14 protein-coding genes are annotated in these 14,871 nt (G+C 65.3%); 5 read left to right on the top strand and 9 right to left on the bottom strand.

What is annotated here, in order from left to right:
- Window positions 1-8: 8 nt before the first annotated feature.
- Both BMZ97_RS07645 and BMZ97_RS07640 read right to left on the bottom strand, forming a co-directional pair.
- On the bottom strand, window positions 9-1,142 hold the full coding sequence (locus tag BMZ97_RS07645) for an iron-containing alcohol dehydrogenase (RefSeq protein WP_092167233.1): 1,134 nt from the start codon (window positions 1,140-1,142) through the stop codon (window positions 9-11).
- Window positions 1,143-1,182: 40 nt separating this feature from the next.
- On the bottom strand, window positions 1,183-2,070 hold the full coding sequence (locus BMZ97_RS07640) for a DMT family transporter (RefSeq protein ID WP_244546297.1): 888 nt from the start codon (window positions 2,068-2,070) through the stop codon (window positions 1,183-1,185).
- Window positions 2,071-2,216: 146 nt separating this feature from the next.
- Between BMZ97_RS07640 and BMZ97_RS07635 the strand changes: the two genes are divergently transcribed.
- Window positions 2,217-2,555: an ArsR/SmtB family transcription factor gene (locus BMZ97_RS07635; protein WP_092168725.1), complete on the top strand. Its 339-nt coding sequence runs from the start codon at window positions 2,217-2,219 to the stop codon at window positions 2,553-2,555.
- Window positions 2,542-3,090: an SRPBCC family protein gene (locus BMZ97_RS07630; protein WP_244546296.1), complete on the top strand. Its 549-nt coding sequence runs from the start codon at window positions 2,542-2,544 to the stop codon at window positions 3,088-3,090. Before BMZ97_RS07635 ends, BMZ97_RS07630 begins: the two co-directional genes overlap by 14 nt.
- A 248-nt stretch (window positions 3,091-3,338) precedes the next feature.
- On the opposite strand, the gene BMZ97_RS07625 is transcribed toward BMZ97_RS07630, so the two are convergent.
- The gene (locus tag BMZ97_RS07625; RefSeq protein ID WP_092167230.1) at window positions 3,339-3,902 is read right to left on the bottom strand and encodes a TetR/AcrR family transcriptional regulator; all 564 of its coding nucleotides are present in this window, start codon (window positions 3,900-3,902) and stop codon (window positions 3,339-3,341) included.
- Window positions 3,903-4,023: 121 nt separating this feature from the next.
- Here BMZ97_RS07625 and BMZ97_RS07620 point away from each other — a divergent pair, with 121 nt between their 5' ends.
- Window positions 4,024-4,680 carry a glutathione S-transferase gene (locus tag BMZ97_RS07620; protein WP_092167229.1) on the top strand — a complete coding sequence of 219 codons (657 nt, stop codon included), beginning with the start codon at window positions 4,024-4,026 and terminating at the stop codon, window positions 4,678-4,680.
- Between the two features lie 311 nt (window positions 4,681-4,991).
- Here BMZ97_RS07620 and BMZ97_RS07615 read toward each other — a convergent pair whose 3' ends face one another.
- The 4 genes from BMZ97_RS07615 to BMZ97_RS07600 form a co-directional block, all read right to left on the bottom strand.
- Window positions 4,992-5,513, bottom strand: coding sequence for a winged helix DNA-binding protein (locus BMZ97_RS07615; protein WP_092167227.1), 522 nt, complete (start codon window positions 5,511-5,513; stop codon window positions 4,992-4,994).
- A 214-nt stretch (window positions 5,514-5,727) separates the two neighbouring features.
- Entirely contained in the window at window positions 5,728-6,717 is a 990-nt protein-coding gene (locus BMZ97_RS07610; protein WP_092167225.1) for a TRAP transporter substrate-binding protein, read from the bottom strand.
- A 36-nt stretch (window positions 6,718-6,753) separates the two neighbouring features.
- Window positions 6,754-8,070 carry a TRAP transporter large permease gene (locus tag BMZ97_RS07605; RefSeq protein ID WP_092167224.1) on the bottom strand — a complete coding sequence of 439 codons (1,317 nt, stop codon included), beginning with the start codon at window positions 8,068-8,070 and terminating at the stop codon, window positions 6,754-6,756.
- Between the two features lie 4 nt (window positions 8,071-8,074).
- Window positions 8,075-8,674 (bottom strand): TRAP transporter small permease, encoded by a 600-nt coding sequence (locus BMZ97_RS07600; protein WP_092167222.1) that lies wholly within the window; start codon window positions 8,672-8,674, stop codon window positions 8,075-8,077.
- A gap of 186 nt (window positions 8,675-8,860) precedes the next feature.
- On the opposite strand from BMZ97_RS07600, the gene BMZ97_RS07595 reads away from it, so the two are divergent.
- Window positions 8,861-12,460: a hydantoinase B/oxoprolinase family protein gene (locus BMZ97_RS07595; protein ID WP_092167220.1), complete on the top strand. Its 3,600-nt coding sequence runs from the start codon at window positions 8,861-8,863 to the stop codon at window positions 12,458-12,460.
- A gap of 145 nt (window positions 12,461-12,605) precedes the next feature.
- Here BMZ97_RS07595 and BMZ97_RS07590 read toward each other — a convergent pair whose 3' ends face one another.
- Window positions 12,606-13,400, bottom strand: coding sequence for a class I SAM-dependent methyltransferase (locus tag BMZ97_RS07590; RefSeq protein WP_092167218.1), 795 nt, complete (start codon window positions 13,398-13,400; stop codon window positions 12,606-12,608).
- A 95-nt stretch (window positions 13,401-13,495) separates the two neighbouring features.
- Between BMZ97_RS07590 and BMZ97_RS07585 the strand changes: the two genes are divergently transcribed.
- Entirely contained in the window at window positions 13,496-14,191 is a 696-nt protein-coding gene (locus BMZ97_RS07585) for an SDR family oxidoreductase (protein WP_092167217.1), read from the top strand.
- Between the two features lie 19 nt (window positions 14,192-14,210).
- On the opposite strand, the gene BMZ97_RS07580 is transcribed toward BMZ97_RS07585, so the two are convergent.
- Entirely contained in the window at window positions 14,211-14,828 is a 618-nt protein-coding gene (locus BMZ97_RS07580) for a LysE family translocator (RefSeq protein WP_092167215.1), read from the bottom strand.
- Between the last annotated feature and the right edge of the window lie 43 nt (window positions 14,829-14,871).

The following is a 14,871-nucleotide window of genomic DNA, read 5'->3' as shown; positions in this document are numbered from 1 at the left end:
CGCAGGGGCTATCCGAACGACGCCTCCAGCATCGCGGCATAGTCGGCGGCTGATGCGGCGCGCGGGTTGGTGGCGCTGGAATGATCCTTCACTGCGGCTTCGGCGATGGCGGGGATCACCACATGCGGCAGGCCCATCTGCGACAGGCTGGCGGGCATGCCGAGCCGTTCGACCAGGCTCGCGATCCAGGCGGCGAGGTCGGTCTCGGGGGCAAGGCCGAGCGTGCGGCGGATCTCGGCGTATTTCGTCTTGGCCTCGGGCTCGTTGAAGCGCAGCACCGCCGGCAGCAGCACGGCGTTCAGCGTGCCGTGATGCAGCGAGACCTCCTTCAGCCCGCCGAGCGGGTGGGAGAGGGCGTGGACTGCCCCTAACCCCTTCTGGAAGGTCATGCCGCCCTGCAGGGCCGCCATCATCATCTCCTTGCGGGCCTCGCGGTCGGAGCCGTCTTTCACTGCGCGTTCGATGAAGGCGATCGCGCGCTTCAGCCCGTCGAGCGCGATCGCCTCGGCGGGCGGATTCTCGCGCGGGCTAAGATAGGTCTCGATGCAATGCGTCACCGCGTCCATGCCGGTCGCAGCGGTGAGCCAGGCTGGCAGGCCCAGAGTCAATTCGGGATCGCAGATCGCAAGTCTGGGGATGAGATGGGGCGAGATGAAGCCGAGTTTGCGGCCGTCGCGCAAGGTGATCAGCGCGGCGCGGCCGACCTCGCTGCCGGTGCCCGAGGTCGTCGGCACGGCGATGACGGGCGCCACGCTTGCCGTGATCTTCGGGATGCCGCCGAGGATCGCGGCATAGCTTTCGAGCGCCCCCTCATGGCTCGCGAGCAGGGCGACGCCCTTGGCGAGGTCGATCGGCGAGCCGCCGCCGATGGCGACGAGTCCGTCGCAACCATGCTGGCGGTAGAGCGCGAGCGCGGCCTCGACCGCCTCCTCGGTCGGATTGGTCGGTGTCGCATCGAAAACCGGGGCGGCCTGCAAGGTAGCCGACTGCTTCTGCACGCCGGCGATCAGGCCGGCTGCGACGACGCCCTTATCGGCGATGATCAGCGGCTTTTTTACTCCGAGCCCGGCGAGATCGGCCTCGATGCCGGTGATCTCGCCGAAACCGAACTTGATCGTGGTGAGATAGGTGATCAGGGCCATGTCGTGTCCTCCTCGGGCGGCGGGAGCTTCGCGCGGGGTATCAGGGAAGATCAACCGCTGCTGTCGCCGGGGCGGTACGGCGTTCGAGCAGGAGCAGGGCAAGCCCGGCGGCGACGATCAGGGCCGAGCCGAACAGCATCGCCGGCGTCGGCCAGTCGCCGAAGACGAGCCAGCCGAAGAGCAGCGCCCAGACGATCAGCGTGTACTGATAAGGCACGACGACCGAGGCCTCGGCGAGCTTGAGCGAGCGCGTGACGCAAAGATGCGCCACCATCGCGACGATGCCGAGAAGGCTAAGAAGTGCGGCATCGGTCAGCGTCGGCGTGACCCAGCCGAAGGGCAGCAGGACAAGCCCCATGATCAGCGCGCCCAGCGTCTGCCAGGCGACGAGGGTGACGTCGGGCGTACCGCGCAGTTGCCGGCCGGCGATCATCATCGCCGCGAACAGGACGCTGCCGGCGAGCGCGATCAGCGCCGGCATCGAGAGGCTCGCGCTGGTCGGATTGAGTGCGATCGCGACGCCGATGAAGCCGGTCGCGGCGGCAAGCCAGCGCGCGGCGTCGACGCGCTCGCCGAGCAGGACAGCCGCCAGTACCACGACCCAGATCGGGGCGGCGAGCCAGATCGTCATCGTGTCCGCCAGCGGCAGATAGGAGACGGCAAGATAAAACAGCGCGACCTCGCCTGAGCCGAAGATCACGCGCAGGACCTGAAGGCCCGGCCGCTCGGGCCTGAGCGTGCGCATCACGCCCTGCTTGAAGACGAAAGGCAGCAACAATGCGAGGCCCGCAGCGCTGCGCAGCAACAGCACCTGGCCGACCGAATAGGTGGCGACCAGCCATTTCCCCATCACGTCGTTGAGCGAGAACATCAGGATGCCGATGAGCATCATGGCGATGCCGTTCAGGGTCGCGTTTCGTGAAGGCATGGTGGGCGGCAGGCAGCTCCGGAGCGGGCCGCTGCTTTGGCGCAGAGACGGCCTCAGCGCAATCCTGCGGTGCAGCATGGCGCATGCGTATTCGATGATGATATTTTGTTATTGACTTAATTAAGTGAATGACGAATTATAAAGGCATGGATCGTTTCGCTGCCCTCGCCGAGCCGACACGCCGCAGCATCGTCGAGATGCTGGGGCAAGGTGCTCTGTCCGCCGGCGAGATCGGGGCGCGGTTCAAGGTCAGCGCACCAGCGATCTCGCAGCATCTCAAGGTGCTGAAGGAGGCTGGGCTGGTCAGGGTCGAGGTCAGCGGCCAGCGCCGCATCTACCGGCTCGATCCCGCGGGCCTCGACGAATTCGACGCCTGGGTGCGCAAGGTCCGCGGCTTCTGGGGACCGAAACTCGACGATCTGGAGCAGGAACTGGCGAAAGCCGAGACAATGAAGGGAGAGAGCGATGCAAATGGCGGCACCTGAATATGGCGTGGTTCTGGAAAGCGGTGCAGTGCGCTTCGAGCGGCTGCTGCCGGGCCCGATCGAACGGGTCTGGGCCTACCTGACCGAGAGCGACAAGCGCGCGACCTGGTTCTGCGGCGGCGAGGCCGAGCCGCGCGATGGCGGCCATGTCGCGCTGTTCTTCAAGCATTCGCAGATCACCAAGGAGCCGCCGCCCGAAGGCGCCCGCAAGATGAATGACGAGGGCGCGCTGATGGGTGGCACGATCACCGCCTGGGAGCCGCCGCATCGCTTCGCCTTCAACTGGGTCGGCATGGGCGATCCCGACTCGGACGTCGAGTTCGTGCTGTCCCAGGCCGGCGACAAGGTCCGCCTCGTCCTGACGCATCGCAGGCTTGCCACCAAGGACCGGATGGCGATGGTCTCCAGCGGCTGGCACCTGCATCTGGGCCTGCTCGAGGACCAGCTCACGGGCTCGAAACCACGCGGGTTCTGGTCGCTGCATGAGGCGCTGAAGGCGGAGTATGCGGAGCGGCAGAAGGGGGCGGAAGCGTAGAGAGCGATTGCCGGCTTAAGGCGACTCAAAAGCGACCCGGCGGGATGTCGGGTCGCTTCGCGTTGCGTGGAGGCGGGTTTGCGAGCTGTTGCGGGCTCGACTTCGAAGCAGTCGCGGCGGCTGGGGTTGGCCCATCCCAGAGATTCGTGCGGCGGCTGCAATGGCCGCTGGCCGACCCATTACCGTTCTCAGGCAACAGGTCGCCTGCTCGCTTCATGCCACGCATTCGCTATGGAAGATTGCGCCATTTACGCCGGCAAAAGCCCCGCCGCGCGATAGCTGTCGATTACCGCGTCATAGAGCGAAAGATCCGAGCGGCTCCTCGCAATGAGCTGGGCGCCGACGATTGCCGCGAAGATGGCGCGAGCCCGCCCTTCACTCTCCTCGGACCCGACGATGGCCGCAGCCGACAGGACCCTGCTCAACCATGCGACATTGACGTCGGCAAAGGTCTGGACCTCTTTTTTCACGGCTTCCGGAAGCCCGTCATATTCGGCGGCCATGAAGCTGCACAGGCAGATGCGGTTATCATTTTCGAGCGCCTTGCGAAAAATGCCGGGATATTGGCGCAGGCAGCGGACCGGATCCGATGTTTCGGCCAGCATAGACTCGAGACCAGCCGCTGTGTCCTCCCAATAGCGTCTCGCGACCGCCGCGCCGAGATCGGCCTTGCCTGGGAAATGATAGTGGATGCTTGCGGCTTTGATGCCCACATCTTCCGCGAGTTCGCGGAAATTCAAGCCGCCATAGCCATGCGCCTGAGCAGTCCTTTTGGCGGCCGCCAGGATGGCCTCCCGAGAGCTCGAACTCATTTCGCTGCCTCACTGCTTCGTAGCCGAGAACCTACCAAGTGACAGATAGGCGTTGACCGGGGAGGTGTGAAGCTCTACGTATTTGTCTACCAAGTGGCAGGTAGACAAAAAGGAAGCGGCGATGAAGATTTACGATTGGCCCACCGGGCCGTATCCCGCTCGCGTCCGCATCGCTTTGGCCGAGAAAGCCCTGCAATCGCGCGTCCAATTCGTGTCGATCAATCTCCGGAAAGGCGAGCACAAGACGCCCGAGTTCCGCGCCAAGAACTATTCGGGCACGCTGCCGGTGCTCGAACTCGAGGATGGGACCTTCATTGCCGAGTGCACCGCCATTACCGAATATCTCGACGGGCTTGATGGGGTTCCCACGCTCACCGGCGGAACACCGCGCGAAAAGGGCGTGATCCATATGATGAGCAAGCGCGCCGAGCTGGAATTGCTCGACGCCATCAGTGTTTACTTCCACCACGCCACGCCGGGGCTTGGCCCCGATGTCGAGATTTATCAGAACGCCGAGTGGGGCTTCCGTCAGCGCGACAAGGCCCTGAAGGGCATGCACTATTTCGATGGCGTTCTGAACAGACAGCCATTCGTCGCCGGTGAGGCCTTCTCGATGGCCGACATCACGGTCATCGGCGGCTTGATCTTCGCGGGGCTCGTGGAGCTTCCGGTGCCCGCAGAGTGCGAGGCGCTGCAAGCCTGGTACGCAAGGACGCAGGAGCGCCCCAGTGTAAAGAACCGGGTGACGATGTCGGAGCCGACCGAGGCGTCTGTCTGAAAACCTTATCTGAACAGGCGTATCGGCACGCAGCAGTGCCTGCGACGCTACCCGGCTCCGCGCATCCCCTTGGATACGCAACCAAGCCAAGCCCGAAACCCTCGCGGCGATGAGCCAGCCGGGTTTTCGGTGCCGCCTCTCCCTTCTCCCCTCGCGGGGGAAGGTGGATCGGCGAAGCCGAGACGGATGAGGGGGCGCTGTGAGCTTTCCGCCTCAGCCGAACACGACGCCAACCGGAAAAGGCACGGCTCCCCCTCATCCGCCCCTGCCGGGGCACCTCCCGCGAGGGGAGAAGGGGAGGTGGAGCCACTCTACAGGCTTGCCGCCGCCCGCGCCGCCTGGTCGTAATGGCCCGAGAGCGAGCGCATCGCGGCGGCGATCTCGGAAAGGCGTGCCGGGTCGAGGCCGGTGCTCAGCACCGATTTGACCAGGAGCTGCTCACGGATCTGGGCGTAGCGCTTGCAGGCATCCTCGCCGGCCTGGGTGACCTGGACGGTCTTTTCCTTGCCCTTGCGGCCGCCCTTCAGGAGCCTGAGGCGCTCGAGCTTCTTGAGCGAGTAGTTCACCAGATGGGTGTCCTCGATATTGAGGACGAGGCAGATATCGGCGAGGCGCTTGGGCTTGGCGCGATGGTTGACGTTGTGCAGCACCAGCACGTCGAGCGGCGACAGGTCGGCCAGCCCGGCAGCCGCCATGGCGCGCACGATCCAGCGCTGGAAGGCATGCGCCGTCATGTTCATGGCGAACTCGAACTCCGACAGCGCCGGCATCGCGCCCGAGGCGAGGTGGCCGGAGGAGACGATGGGGCCGAGGTCGTCGGGGGGAGATTGCATATGACTTAGCCGGGAAGGGCGCGGGGAACCCCTCTCCTGTAAGGAGAGGGGCAGGGGTGAGGTGTAGGCCCATCGACCAGTGGAGCGCCGAGCTCAAAGCGAGAGGGCGGTCAAGCCTCGGCCAAAGCGTCAAACGGCCGACCCCTCACCCTGCCCTCTCCCTACGGGAGAGGGTTCCCCGCGCGCCGCCTTCAAGGGGCGGAGATCGTGTTCCTCACATCTTCTTATAGGCGTCGACGATCGCCTGGCCGTCGGGGCCGGCCTTCTTCAGCCAGTCGGCGGTCAGGGTTTCGCCAGCCTTCTTGAAGCCGGCGGTGAGTGCGGGCGTGGGCTGCAGGATCTTCAGGCCCTTGGCCTTGAGCTGCTCAAGATACCAGTTGGTCTTGTCTTCCCAGGCCTTCCAGCCGCGCGCCTCGGCGGTCGCGGCGGCTTTCAGGATCGCCTCCTGCGTCGGCTTGTCCAGCGCATCGAAAGCTGCCTTGTTGACGAAGGTCGCGTCCTTCGGAATCCAGGCCTGCACATCGTAGAAATGCGTCAGCGATTCCCAGACCTTGCTGTCATAGCCGGTGCCGCCCGAGGACATGAACGAGTTGACCACGCCGGTTGCCAGCGCCTGGGGCAGTTCGGCCGCCTGGATCGTGACGGACTGCATGCCGAGCAGTTCGCCCAGGCGCGCGGTACCGACATTGTAGGAGCGCCATTTCAGCCCCTTCATGTCCTCGATCGTGTTGAGTTCCTTCTTGGCGTAGACGCCCTGAGGTGCCCAGGGAACCATGAAGAGCAACTGCAGGCCCTGGGCTGCGAGCTTCTTCTCCACCGCGGGCTTCGAGGCCTTGTAGAGCTTCATCGAGTCCGCGAAGCTGGTGGCCAGGAACGGCACCACGTCGATGCCGAACAACGGATCCTCGTTCTCGTGGATCGAGAGCAGCACTTCGCCCATCTGGGCCTGCCCGCTTTGCACAGCGCGCTTGATCTCCGGCGCCTTGAACAGCGATGCGCCGGGGTGGATGGTGATGATGAGCTTGCCTGACGTCGCAGCCTCGACGTCCTTGGAGAAGGCGACGAGGTTCTCGGTGTGCGGGTTGTCGGACGGGTAGGCGCCCGGAAGGTTCCACTTGGTCTGGGCTGCCGCGGAGGCTGCGAATGCGAGCGCGCTGACGCCGAAGGCGAGCGCGGCGGCGGCCAGGTTTCTACGGCTGATCATGATGCGTATCCCTCTCTGTTGTTTGGATTTTTTGGGTCAGTCCGGGAAAGCGAGCTTCGGCAGATAGAGCACGATCTGCGGGAAGGTGGTGATGATGATCACGGCGACGTTGAGCAGAAGGAAGAACGGAAAGGCCGCCTTCGCTACCGTCATCGTGTCCTTGCCGCTCATGTTCTGCAGCACGAAGAGGTTGAAGCCGACAGGCGGGGTGATCTGCGCCATCTCGACATGGATGATCAGGTAGACGCCGAACCAGACCAGGTCGAAGCCGGCCTCCTTGACCATAGGCAGCACGATCACGGCGGTGAGCACGATCATCGAGATGCCGTCGATCAGGCAGCCCAGGATGATGTACATGCAGGTCAGCGCCAGCACGAGCATATGTGGCGAGAGCTGCTGGCCCTTGACCCATTCGGCGAGCGCGGCGGGGATGCCGGTATAGGCCATGGCGGCGGTGCAGAACGCGGCGCCCGCCAGGATCAGCATGATCATGCAGGTCAGCCGGGTCGCGCTCATGATGCTTTCGAGCAGCGTCGGCCAGGTCAGCGTGCCGCTCCACCAGGCGAGCAGCAGCGCGCCCATCACGCCCCAGGCGGCGCATTCGGTCGCAGTGGCGAAGCCTAGCACAAGCGAGAGGAAGACGAGCGCGATCAGAATGAGGCAGGGCGCGAGCTTGGCCGATTCCCTGAGTTTGGTCAGGAACGGCATGACCGGGTCGCGCGGCGGTGTCTTGTCCGGGTTCAGCAGCGACCAGATGATGACGTAGCCCATATAGAGCGCCATCACGAGCGCGCCGGGCAGGAAGCCGCCGAGGAAGACCTGCAACACCGATACATTGGCGGTGACCGCATAGACCACCATCGGGATCGAGGGTGGGATCAGCAGGCCGAGCGTACCGGAGCCGGCGAGCGAGCCCAGCGCCATGCTGTCGTCGTAGCCGCGCTTCTTCAGCTCGGGCAGGGCGATCTTGCCGATCGTCGCGCAAGTCGCCGCCGATGAGCCCGAGACGGCGGCGAAGATGCCGCAGCCGATGATGTTGGTATGGATCAGCCGGCCCGGCAGCCATTGCAGCCAGGGCGAGAGGCCTTTGAACATCTGCTCGGAGAGGCGGGTGCGGAACAGGATCTCGCCCATCCAGATGAAGAGCGGCAGCGCTGCCAGCGTCCAGGAGGCCGAGGCGCTCCAGACCGTGGTGGCGAGCACCTGGCCGATCGGGATGTTGGTGGTGATGACCATGGCGAGCAGGCCGACGAGGCCCAGCCCCACCGCGATCCAGACGCCGCTGGCGAGGATGGCGATGAGGAAGCCGAGCAGCACCATCGAGAGTTCGGGCAGACCGAGAGCGGGAAACATGGTCTCAGACTCCCCCGCCCGAAGCGACGCGTTCGATCAGTTCCTCGGGCGTCGCTGCCGGCTCCTTCTCATAGGTCGGCCGCCGGCCGGAGGCGACGATCAGCCATTCGTCGAGAATGGCGATCAGCAGGATCGCAAGCCCGGCGACGAGCCCGAGCTGCGGAATCCAGAGCGGGATCGAGACAACGCCGGTCGACATGTCGAAGAAGCGCCAGGAATCATAGGCGAGTTGGCCGGCCTGCCAGGTAAAGTAGCCGATGAAGGCTGCCGCGATCGTCAGCGAGAGCAATTCGGCGATGCGCTTGGGTCGGCCTTGCAATCTTTCGAGCAAGAGCCCGACGCGGATCATCTCGCCGCGCTTGAAGGTGTGGGCGAGGCCGAGGAACGCCATCGCGACGAGCGACCATGAGGTGAAATCGTCGCCGGAAGGCACGTTGAGATTGATCTCGCGGCCGATCGAGAGGAGCATCATCAGCACGAAGATGGCGACGAGGAAGGCGCCGGCGGCGTAGCCTGCGGCGAGGTAGAGGAAATCGAGCGCGCGACGGATCACTCCAGCCTCGTGGCGGCGCGCGTCGTCGATTGTCAGGGCTGACCCCGTCATTGCATCCTCCTGCTTCGTGAGAGCCCAAGGATGTCAGGCTCCAGATCGGTCTGGCCCCTCAGCCATGTTCCGGTCACAATTGGGATCGTAGCCGTCGAATCCTGCTTGTCAACGTTTCATCGACAATTTATCGATGAAACGTCATCGGGCCTCTCGCCCGCTTGTTCGCGCCGGGGGAGGCTTCACATGACGACGGGTCGCTGGGACTTCTGGATCGACCGTGGCGGCACCTTCACCGATGTGATCGGCCGCGATCCCTCAGGCAAACTTCACGCCAGAAAGCTGCTCTCGGAGAATCCGGGCGCCTATCGCGATGCGGCCGTGCAGGGCATCCGCGACCATCTCGGGCTGAAGACGGGAGAGCCGATCCCGGCCGGGCTGATCGACGAGGTGCGGATGGGCACCACGGTCGCCACCAATGCGCTGCTCGAGCGCAAGGGCGATCGCACGCTGCTGGTCATCACCAAGGGCTTCCGCGATGCGCTGCGCATCGGCTACCAGGCGCGGCCCGACATCTTCGCCAAGGAGATCATCAAGCCCGAGCAGCTCTATGACGCCGTGGCCGAGATCGACGAGCGTGTGCTGGCCGATGGCGAGGTCGAGCGCGCGCCTGACGAGGCCGCGATCCGTGTTGCGCTTCAGGCGCAGTTCGATGCCGGCTTCCGCGCCGTCGCGATCGTCTTCATGCACGCCTATCGCTATCCCGCCCATGAGCAGGTCGCGGCCCGCATCGCCCGCGAGATCGGCTTCCCGCAGGTTTCGGTGAGCCATGAGGTCTCCCCCCTGATCAAGCTGGTCGGGCGCGGCGATACGGCGGTGGTCGATGCTTATCTCTCGCCGATCCTGGGCCGCTATGTCGCGCAAGTCTCGGAGGAACTCGATATCGCCCGCACCGGCGCGCGATTGATGTTCATGATGTCCTCGGGCGGCCTCACCGCTGCGGAGCTGTTCCAGGGCAAGGACGCAATCCTGTCCGGCCCGGCCGGCGGCGTCGTCGGCCTTGCCGAGACCGGCCGCTCGGCCGGCTTCGACAAGGTCATCGGCTTCGACATGGGCGGCACCTCGACCGATGTCGCTCATTTCGACGGCGAATATGAGCGGGCCTTCGAGACCGAGGTCGCCGGCGTGCGCATGCGCGCGCCAATGATGCTGATCCATACCGTTGCGGCCGGCGGCGGCTCGATCCTGCATTATGACGGCGCGCGCTTCCGCGTCGGGCCCGATTCCGCCGGCGCCAATCCGGGGCCGGCCGCCTATCGCCGTGGTGGGCCGCTCGCGGTGACCGATGCGAACGTCATGGTCGGCAAGCTGATCCCGGCCTATTTCCCGCCGATCTTCGGCGAGAAGCGCGATCAGCCGCTCGATGTCGAGACCGTCAAGGCGAAGTTCGCGGCGCTCGCGGCCGAGGTCGGCGATGGCCGCTCGCCCGAGGAGGTCGCCGACGGCTTCATCCAGATCGCGGTCGCCAACATGGCTGAGGCGATCAAGAAGATCTCCGTCCAGCGCGGCTACGACATCACCCGCTATGCGCTGAACTCCTTCGGCGGCGCCGGCGGGCAGCATGCCTGCCTGGTGGCCGATGCGCTCGGCATCAAGACCGTGCTGCTGCATCCGTTCTCCGGCCTGCTCTCGGCCTATGGCATGGGGCTCGCCGAAATCCGCTCGACGCGGACGGCGGCGCTCGATGTGCCGCTCGACGATGGGGCGAAGGCTGCCATCGCAGGCGTTGCCGACAAGCTCGCGGGCGAGACCCGCTCCGAGCTGACGGGGCAGGGCGTGCCCGCTGAGGCGATCGCCATCTATGTCAGAGCCCATATCCGCTATGCCGGCACCGACACGGCGATCGCCGTCGCGGCCGGCCCCCGCGCCGAGATGAGGCAAGCCTTCCAGCTCGCACACAAGGCGCGTTTCGGCTTCATGGATGAGAGCAAGGCGCTGGTCGTCGAGGCGGTCGAGGTCGAGGCTGTCGGCGGCGGGGCGAAGTTCGAGGAGGCATCGTCGACGGAGAGAGCGGGCGAGCCGGCGACGGCGGAGCGCACCCGCCTGTTCTCGAAGGGGCAGTGGCATGAAGCGGCGATCGTGCGCCGTGAGGCGATGTCGCCCGGCCAGCAGATTGCGGGGCCGGCCATCATCATCGAGCCGAACCAGACCGTCGTGGTCGAGGAGGGCTGGTCGGCCAAGCTCACGGCCAAGGACCATCTCGTGCTGGTGCGCGCGAAGGCGCTGGTCCAGAACGCCGCGATCGGCACCAAGGCTGATCCGGTGATGCTGGAGATCTTCAACAACCTGTTCATGTCGATCGCCGAGCAGATGGGCGTGACGCTGCAGAACACGGCCTATTCCGTGAATATCAAGGAGCGGCTCGACTTCTCCTGCGCCGTCTTCGACACCACCGCCTCTCTCGTCGCCAACGCACCTCACATGCCGGTGCATCTCGGCTCGATGGACAAGTCGGTCGAGACCGTCATCAAGAACAATCCGGTGATCAAGCCTGGCGACGTCTATTGCCTGAACGCGCCCTATAATGGCGGCACGCATCTGCCCGACATCACCGTCTGCACGCCGGTCTTCGACGAGGCGGAGAAGGAGATCCTGTTCTGGGTGGCGAGCCGCGGCCACCATGCCGATGTCGGCGGCGTGGCGCCTGGTTCGATGTCGCCGCTGGCGACGCATATCGAGGAGGAGGGCGTCTATATCGACAATTTCAAGATCGTCGATCGAGGCCGCTTCTGCGAGGATGATCTCGTCAAGCTCCTGACCGGCGCGCGCTACCCGGTCCGCAACGTCGTCCAGAACGTCAACGATCTGAAGGCCCAGATTGCCGCCAATGAGAAGGGCGTGGCGGAGCTCAGGAAGATGATCGCCTCCTTCGGGCTCGACGTGGTCCAGGCCTATATGGGCCATGTCCAGGACAATGCGGCCGAGAGCGTGGCGCGGCTTTTGACCAAGCTCCACGACGCCGAGTTCACCTATCCGATGGACCAGGGCTGTGCGATCAAGGTCAAGCTCACGATCGATCGCGAGAAGCGCGAGGCGACGGTCGATTTCACCGGCACTTCGGAGCAGCGCGGCGACAATTTCAACGCGCCGGCCCCGGTGACGCGGGCTGCCGTGCTCTATGTCTTCCGGGTCATGGTCGACGACGCGATCCCGATGAATGCCGGCTGCCTCAGGCCGATCAGGATCATCATCCCGGAGGGGTCGATGCTCTCGCCGCGTTATCCGGCCGCCGTGGTGGCGGGCAATGTCGAAGTCAGCCAGGCCGTGACGAACACGCTGTTTGGGGCGCTGGAGGCGATGTCGGCCTCGCAGGGCACGATGAACAACCTCACCTTCGGCAATGACGAGTACCAGTATTACGAGACGATCTGTTCGGGCTCGCCTGCGGGCCCGGGTTTCAACGGCACCTCGGGCGTGCATGTCCATATGACGAACTCCCGCCTGACCGACCCGGAAATCCTGGAGACGCGTTTCCCGGTCGTGCTGGAGGATTTCCACATCCGGGCCGGCTCCGGCGGCAAGGGTGAGTGGAGCGCCGGCGACGGCACCAGCCGCACCATCCGTTTCCGCAAGACCATGGACTGCGCCATCCTCGCCTCACATCGCAAGGTCCGCCCCTTCGGCGTGAAAGGCGGCGAGGCCGGGCAAGTGGGCAAGACGACGGTGCGCAGGCTGTCCGGCGCAGTCGAGGAGCTGAAGCCCTGCGACCAGACGCTGCTGCAGGCTGGCGAGGCGGTGACGGTGATCACGCCGACGGCCGGGGGATATGGCAAGCCGAAGGGGTGAGGCATGGCCCGCGTCTTGCCGTGTTGGGGGTGACGATGCGTTTCCGGCCCTAGCGCAATTTCCGATCTGATTGGATCGTTCACTTGCTCCAGCCCTTTGTTCTAACGCGGTTCGAAAACGCTCTAACAGCGCGCTTTACGTCTCCTCATGAGGTGGCTGGCGTCGTGCCTTTCACGGCATTGGCCCGTGCGACGTAGGAGACCTGGCCGTCGCGTCCGGCGGTCAGGCGCGCCTTGACCCTCTCCTTCAGGAGCGCGACATCGTCGGGCAGCATGGCGGCGACCGCGCCACTGATCGCCGAGCTGAGCAGGCAGATCCTCCAGAACTCGTCGAAATCGGCAAAGTCGCGTTGCACCACGATCTCGCGCGTCTCGACATTGATCAGGCCGGCTTCCGTCCAGAGCCGCGCCAGGGCGTCGATCCGCGCGATGTCGGCCTGTGGCGGGCGCAGCGGCTCGAACCCGAAGGCCCTCATCTCCGCCTGGATCGGCTCGAGCGGGAAGCCGCCGCCGGGAATGTCCCAGGCATAAGCCGCGACCAGCCCGCCCGGGCGCAGGACCCGGACCATTTCCGCGACGCCTTTGGCTGGGTCGGGAACGAAGAAGATCACCAGCGCCATGATGGCGGCATCGAAATCCCCGGCCGCAAACGGCAGCGCCATGGCGTCGCCTAGCATAAACTCCGCCAGCGCGGCGACGGGCCGCGTACGCGCGAAAGCCAGCTGCCCGGGCGATGGATCGATGCCTTTCAGCACGGCGGGCGCGCAGCGATCGAAGACCAACTGGGTCGAAGCGCCGTTACCGCAACCTACATCGACCCAGCGCAGGCCCTGGGCCGGGGCGAGCCAATCAAGGAAGACGTCGCCGGCGAGCCGGCTCCATTTGCCCATCATCTGTTCGTAGGCGGCTCCGTCGTCGAAGCGAATCTGCTGCTGGGTCATCAGGACATCCTTTCACCTGCGTTGGGCGGCGAACCATCAGACTGGAAAGAAGCGGCGGCAAGGCCTAACTCCAGAGACAACCACGGAGACACCCCATGCCTCAGACTTGGATGATCACCGGCGCCAATCGCGGCATCGGCCTTGCCATCACGATGGAATTGCTGCGCCGTGGCGACCATGTCGTGGCGGCGGCGCGCAACCCCTGGGGCGGGGCGCTGGCAGAGCTCGCAGCCGAGCACACATCGACGCTGATCCCGCTTGAGCTCGACGTCACCTCCGATGACAGCGTCGCCGCAGCCAAGGCCGCGCTCGGCGATCAGCCGCTCGATGTGCTGGTGAACAATGCCGGCCTCTATGGCCCGCGTGACAAGCAGACCGGGCTGAGCGTCGATTTCGACGCTTGGCGCGAGGTCTTCGAGGTCAATGTCTATGCGCCCTTACGGGTGGCGCAGGCCTTCCTGCCCAATGTCGAGGCTGGCGCCGGCCGCAAGATCGCAACCATCTCCAGCCGCATGGGCTCGATTGGCAGCAATCCGTCGGGCTCGCTGATCTATCGCTCCTCAAAGACGGCGGTGAACATGGCCATGGTCGTGTTCGGCAACGCCATCCGCGAGCGCGATGTCAGCGTGCTCTTGTTCCACCCCGGCTGGGTCCAGACTGATATGGGCGGCGGCGCGGCCGACATCACGCCGACTGAGAGCGCCTCCAGCCTGATCCGCACCATCGATACGTCGGGCATGGCCCAGACCAACAGCTTCCGAAGCTGGACAGGCGAGGCGATTCCCTGGTGAGGGTGCCGCTCGCCGCCGCTCAGCTCACGCGCGCCGAGGCGAGCCAGAGGCCGCCGCCGATTAGGAAACCGCCGCTGACTTTCGACAGCAGCCGGACGCGCTTCTGCGAGAGCAGGCGCCCGGCCCGGCTTGAGAGCATCGCATAGGCGCTGTCGCTGATCGCGGCGAAGAGCATGGCGGTTGCGCCCATGATCGCGATCTGGGTGAGGTGGTCGCGAGCCGGATCGAGAAACTGCGGGAAGAAGGCGCCGAAGAAGAGCAGCGTCTTCGGATTGCTGAGCGCGACCAGCACGCCCTGCAGGAAGAAGCCGCCACGCGGCGCCTTCGCTGGTGCCGCGCCGTCCTCACTGCCGCCGGCCGCGCGGAACATCTTCCAGCCCAACCAGATCAGATAGGCCGCGCCGGCAAGGCGCAGCCAATCGAACCAATGGCCCATTGCCGCGATGACCGAGCTCAGGCCGATACCGACGATGCCGATCATGATCGCGAGGCCGGCTTGCGTTCCCGCCACATTCTGGAGCCCGGCGCGGCTACCATGCTTCAGGCTGTTGGCGATGATCAGCGTGACGGTCGGGCCGGGTACGATGATGATGACGAGACAGGCAACGAGATAGGCGGCGTAGAGTTCGAGCGACATGGCCGGTGGTCTCCGATGGGACCGGCTCTTGCTCTGCCGCTCC

Origin of the sequence: Allobosea sp. OK403, from assembly GCF_900113835.1 — a bacterium.
GTDB lineage: Bacteria > Pseudomonadota > Alphaproteobacteria > Rhizobiales > Beijerinckiaceae > Allobosea.
This window is presented reverse-complemented; position numbering and strand designations above follow the sequence as displayed.

Bases quoted from the DNA above. Each gene is read 5' to 3' on its own strand.
- BMZ97_RS07580 (WP_092167215.1), bottom strand. From the start codon at position 14,828: ATGTCGCTCGAACTCTACGCCGCCTATCTCGTTGCCTGTCTCGTCATC.
- BMZ97_RS07635 (WP_092168725.1), top strand. From the start codon at position 2,217: ATGGATCGTTTCGCTGCCCTCGCCGAGCCGACACGCCGCAGCATCGTC.
- BMZ97_RS07600 (WP_092167222.1), bottom strand. From the start codon at position 8,674: ATGACGGGGTCAGCCCTGACAATCGACGACGCGCGCCGCCACGAGGCT.
- BMZ97_RS07640 (WP_244546297.1), bottom strand. From the start codon at position 2,070: ATGCCTTCACGAAACGCGACCCTGAACGGCATCGCCATGATGCTCATC.
- BMZ97_RS07645 (WP_092167233.1), bottom strand. From the start codon at position 1,142: ATGGCCCTGATCACCTATCTCACCACGATCAAGTTCGGTTTCGGCGAG.
- BMZ97_RS07610 (WP_092167225.1), bottom strand. From the start codon at position 6,717: ATGATCAGCCGTAGAAACCTGGCCGCCGCCGCGCTCGCCTTCGGCGTC.
- BMZ97_RS07590 (WP_092167218.1), bottom strand. From the start codon at position 13,400: ATGACCCAGCAGCAGATTCGCTTCGACGACGGAGCCGCCTACGAACAG.
- BMZ97_RS07620 (WP_092167229.1), top strand. From the start codon at position 4,024: ATGAAGATTTACGATTGGCCCACCGGGCCGTATCCCGCTCGCGTCCGC.
- BMZ97_RS07625 (WP_092167230.1), bottom strand. From the start codon at position 3,902: ATGAGTTCGAGCTCTCGGGAGGCCATCCTGGCGGCCGCCAAAAGGACT.
- BMZ97_RS07595 (WP_092167220.1), top strand. From the start codon at position 8,861: ATGACGACGGGTCGCTGGGACTTCTGGATCGACCGTGGCGGCACCTTC.
- BMZ97_RS07605 (WP_092167224.1), bottom strand. From the start codon at position 8,070: ATGTTTCCCGCTCTCGGTCTGCCCGAACTCTCGATGGTGCTGCTCGGC.
- BMZ97_RS07630 (WP_244546296.1), top strand. From the start codon at position 2,542: ATGGCGGCACCTGAATATGGCGTGGTTCTGGAAAGCGGTGCAGTGCGC.
- BMZ97_RS07585 (WP_092167217.1), top strand. From the start codon at position 13,496: ATGCCTCAGACTTGGATGATCACCGGCGCCAATCGCGGCATCGGCCTT.
- BMZ97_RS07615 (WP_092167227.1), bottom strand. From the start codon at position 5,513: ATGCAATCTCCCCCCGACGACCTCGGCCCCATCGTCTCCTCCGGCCAC.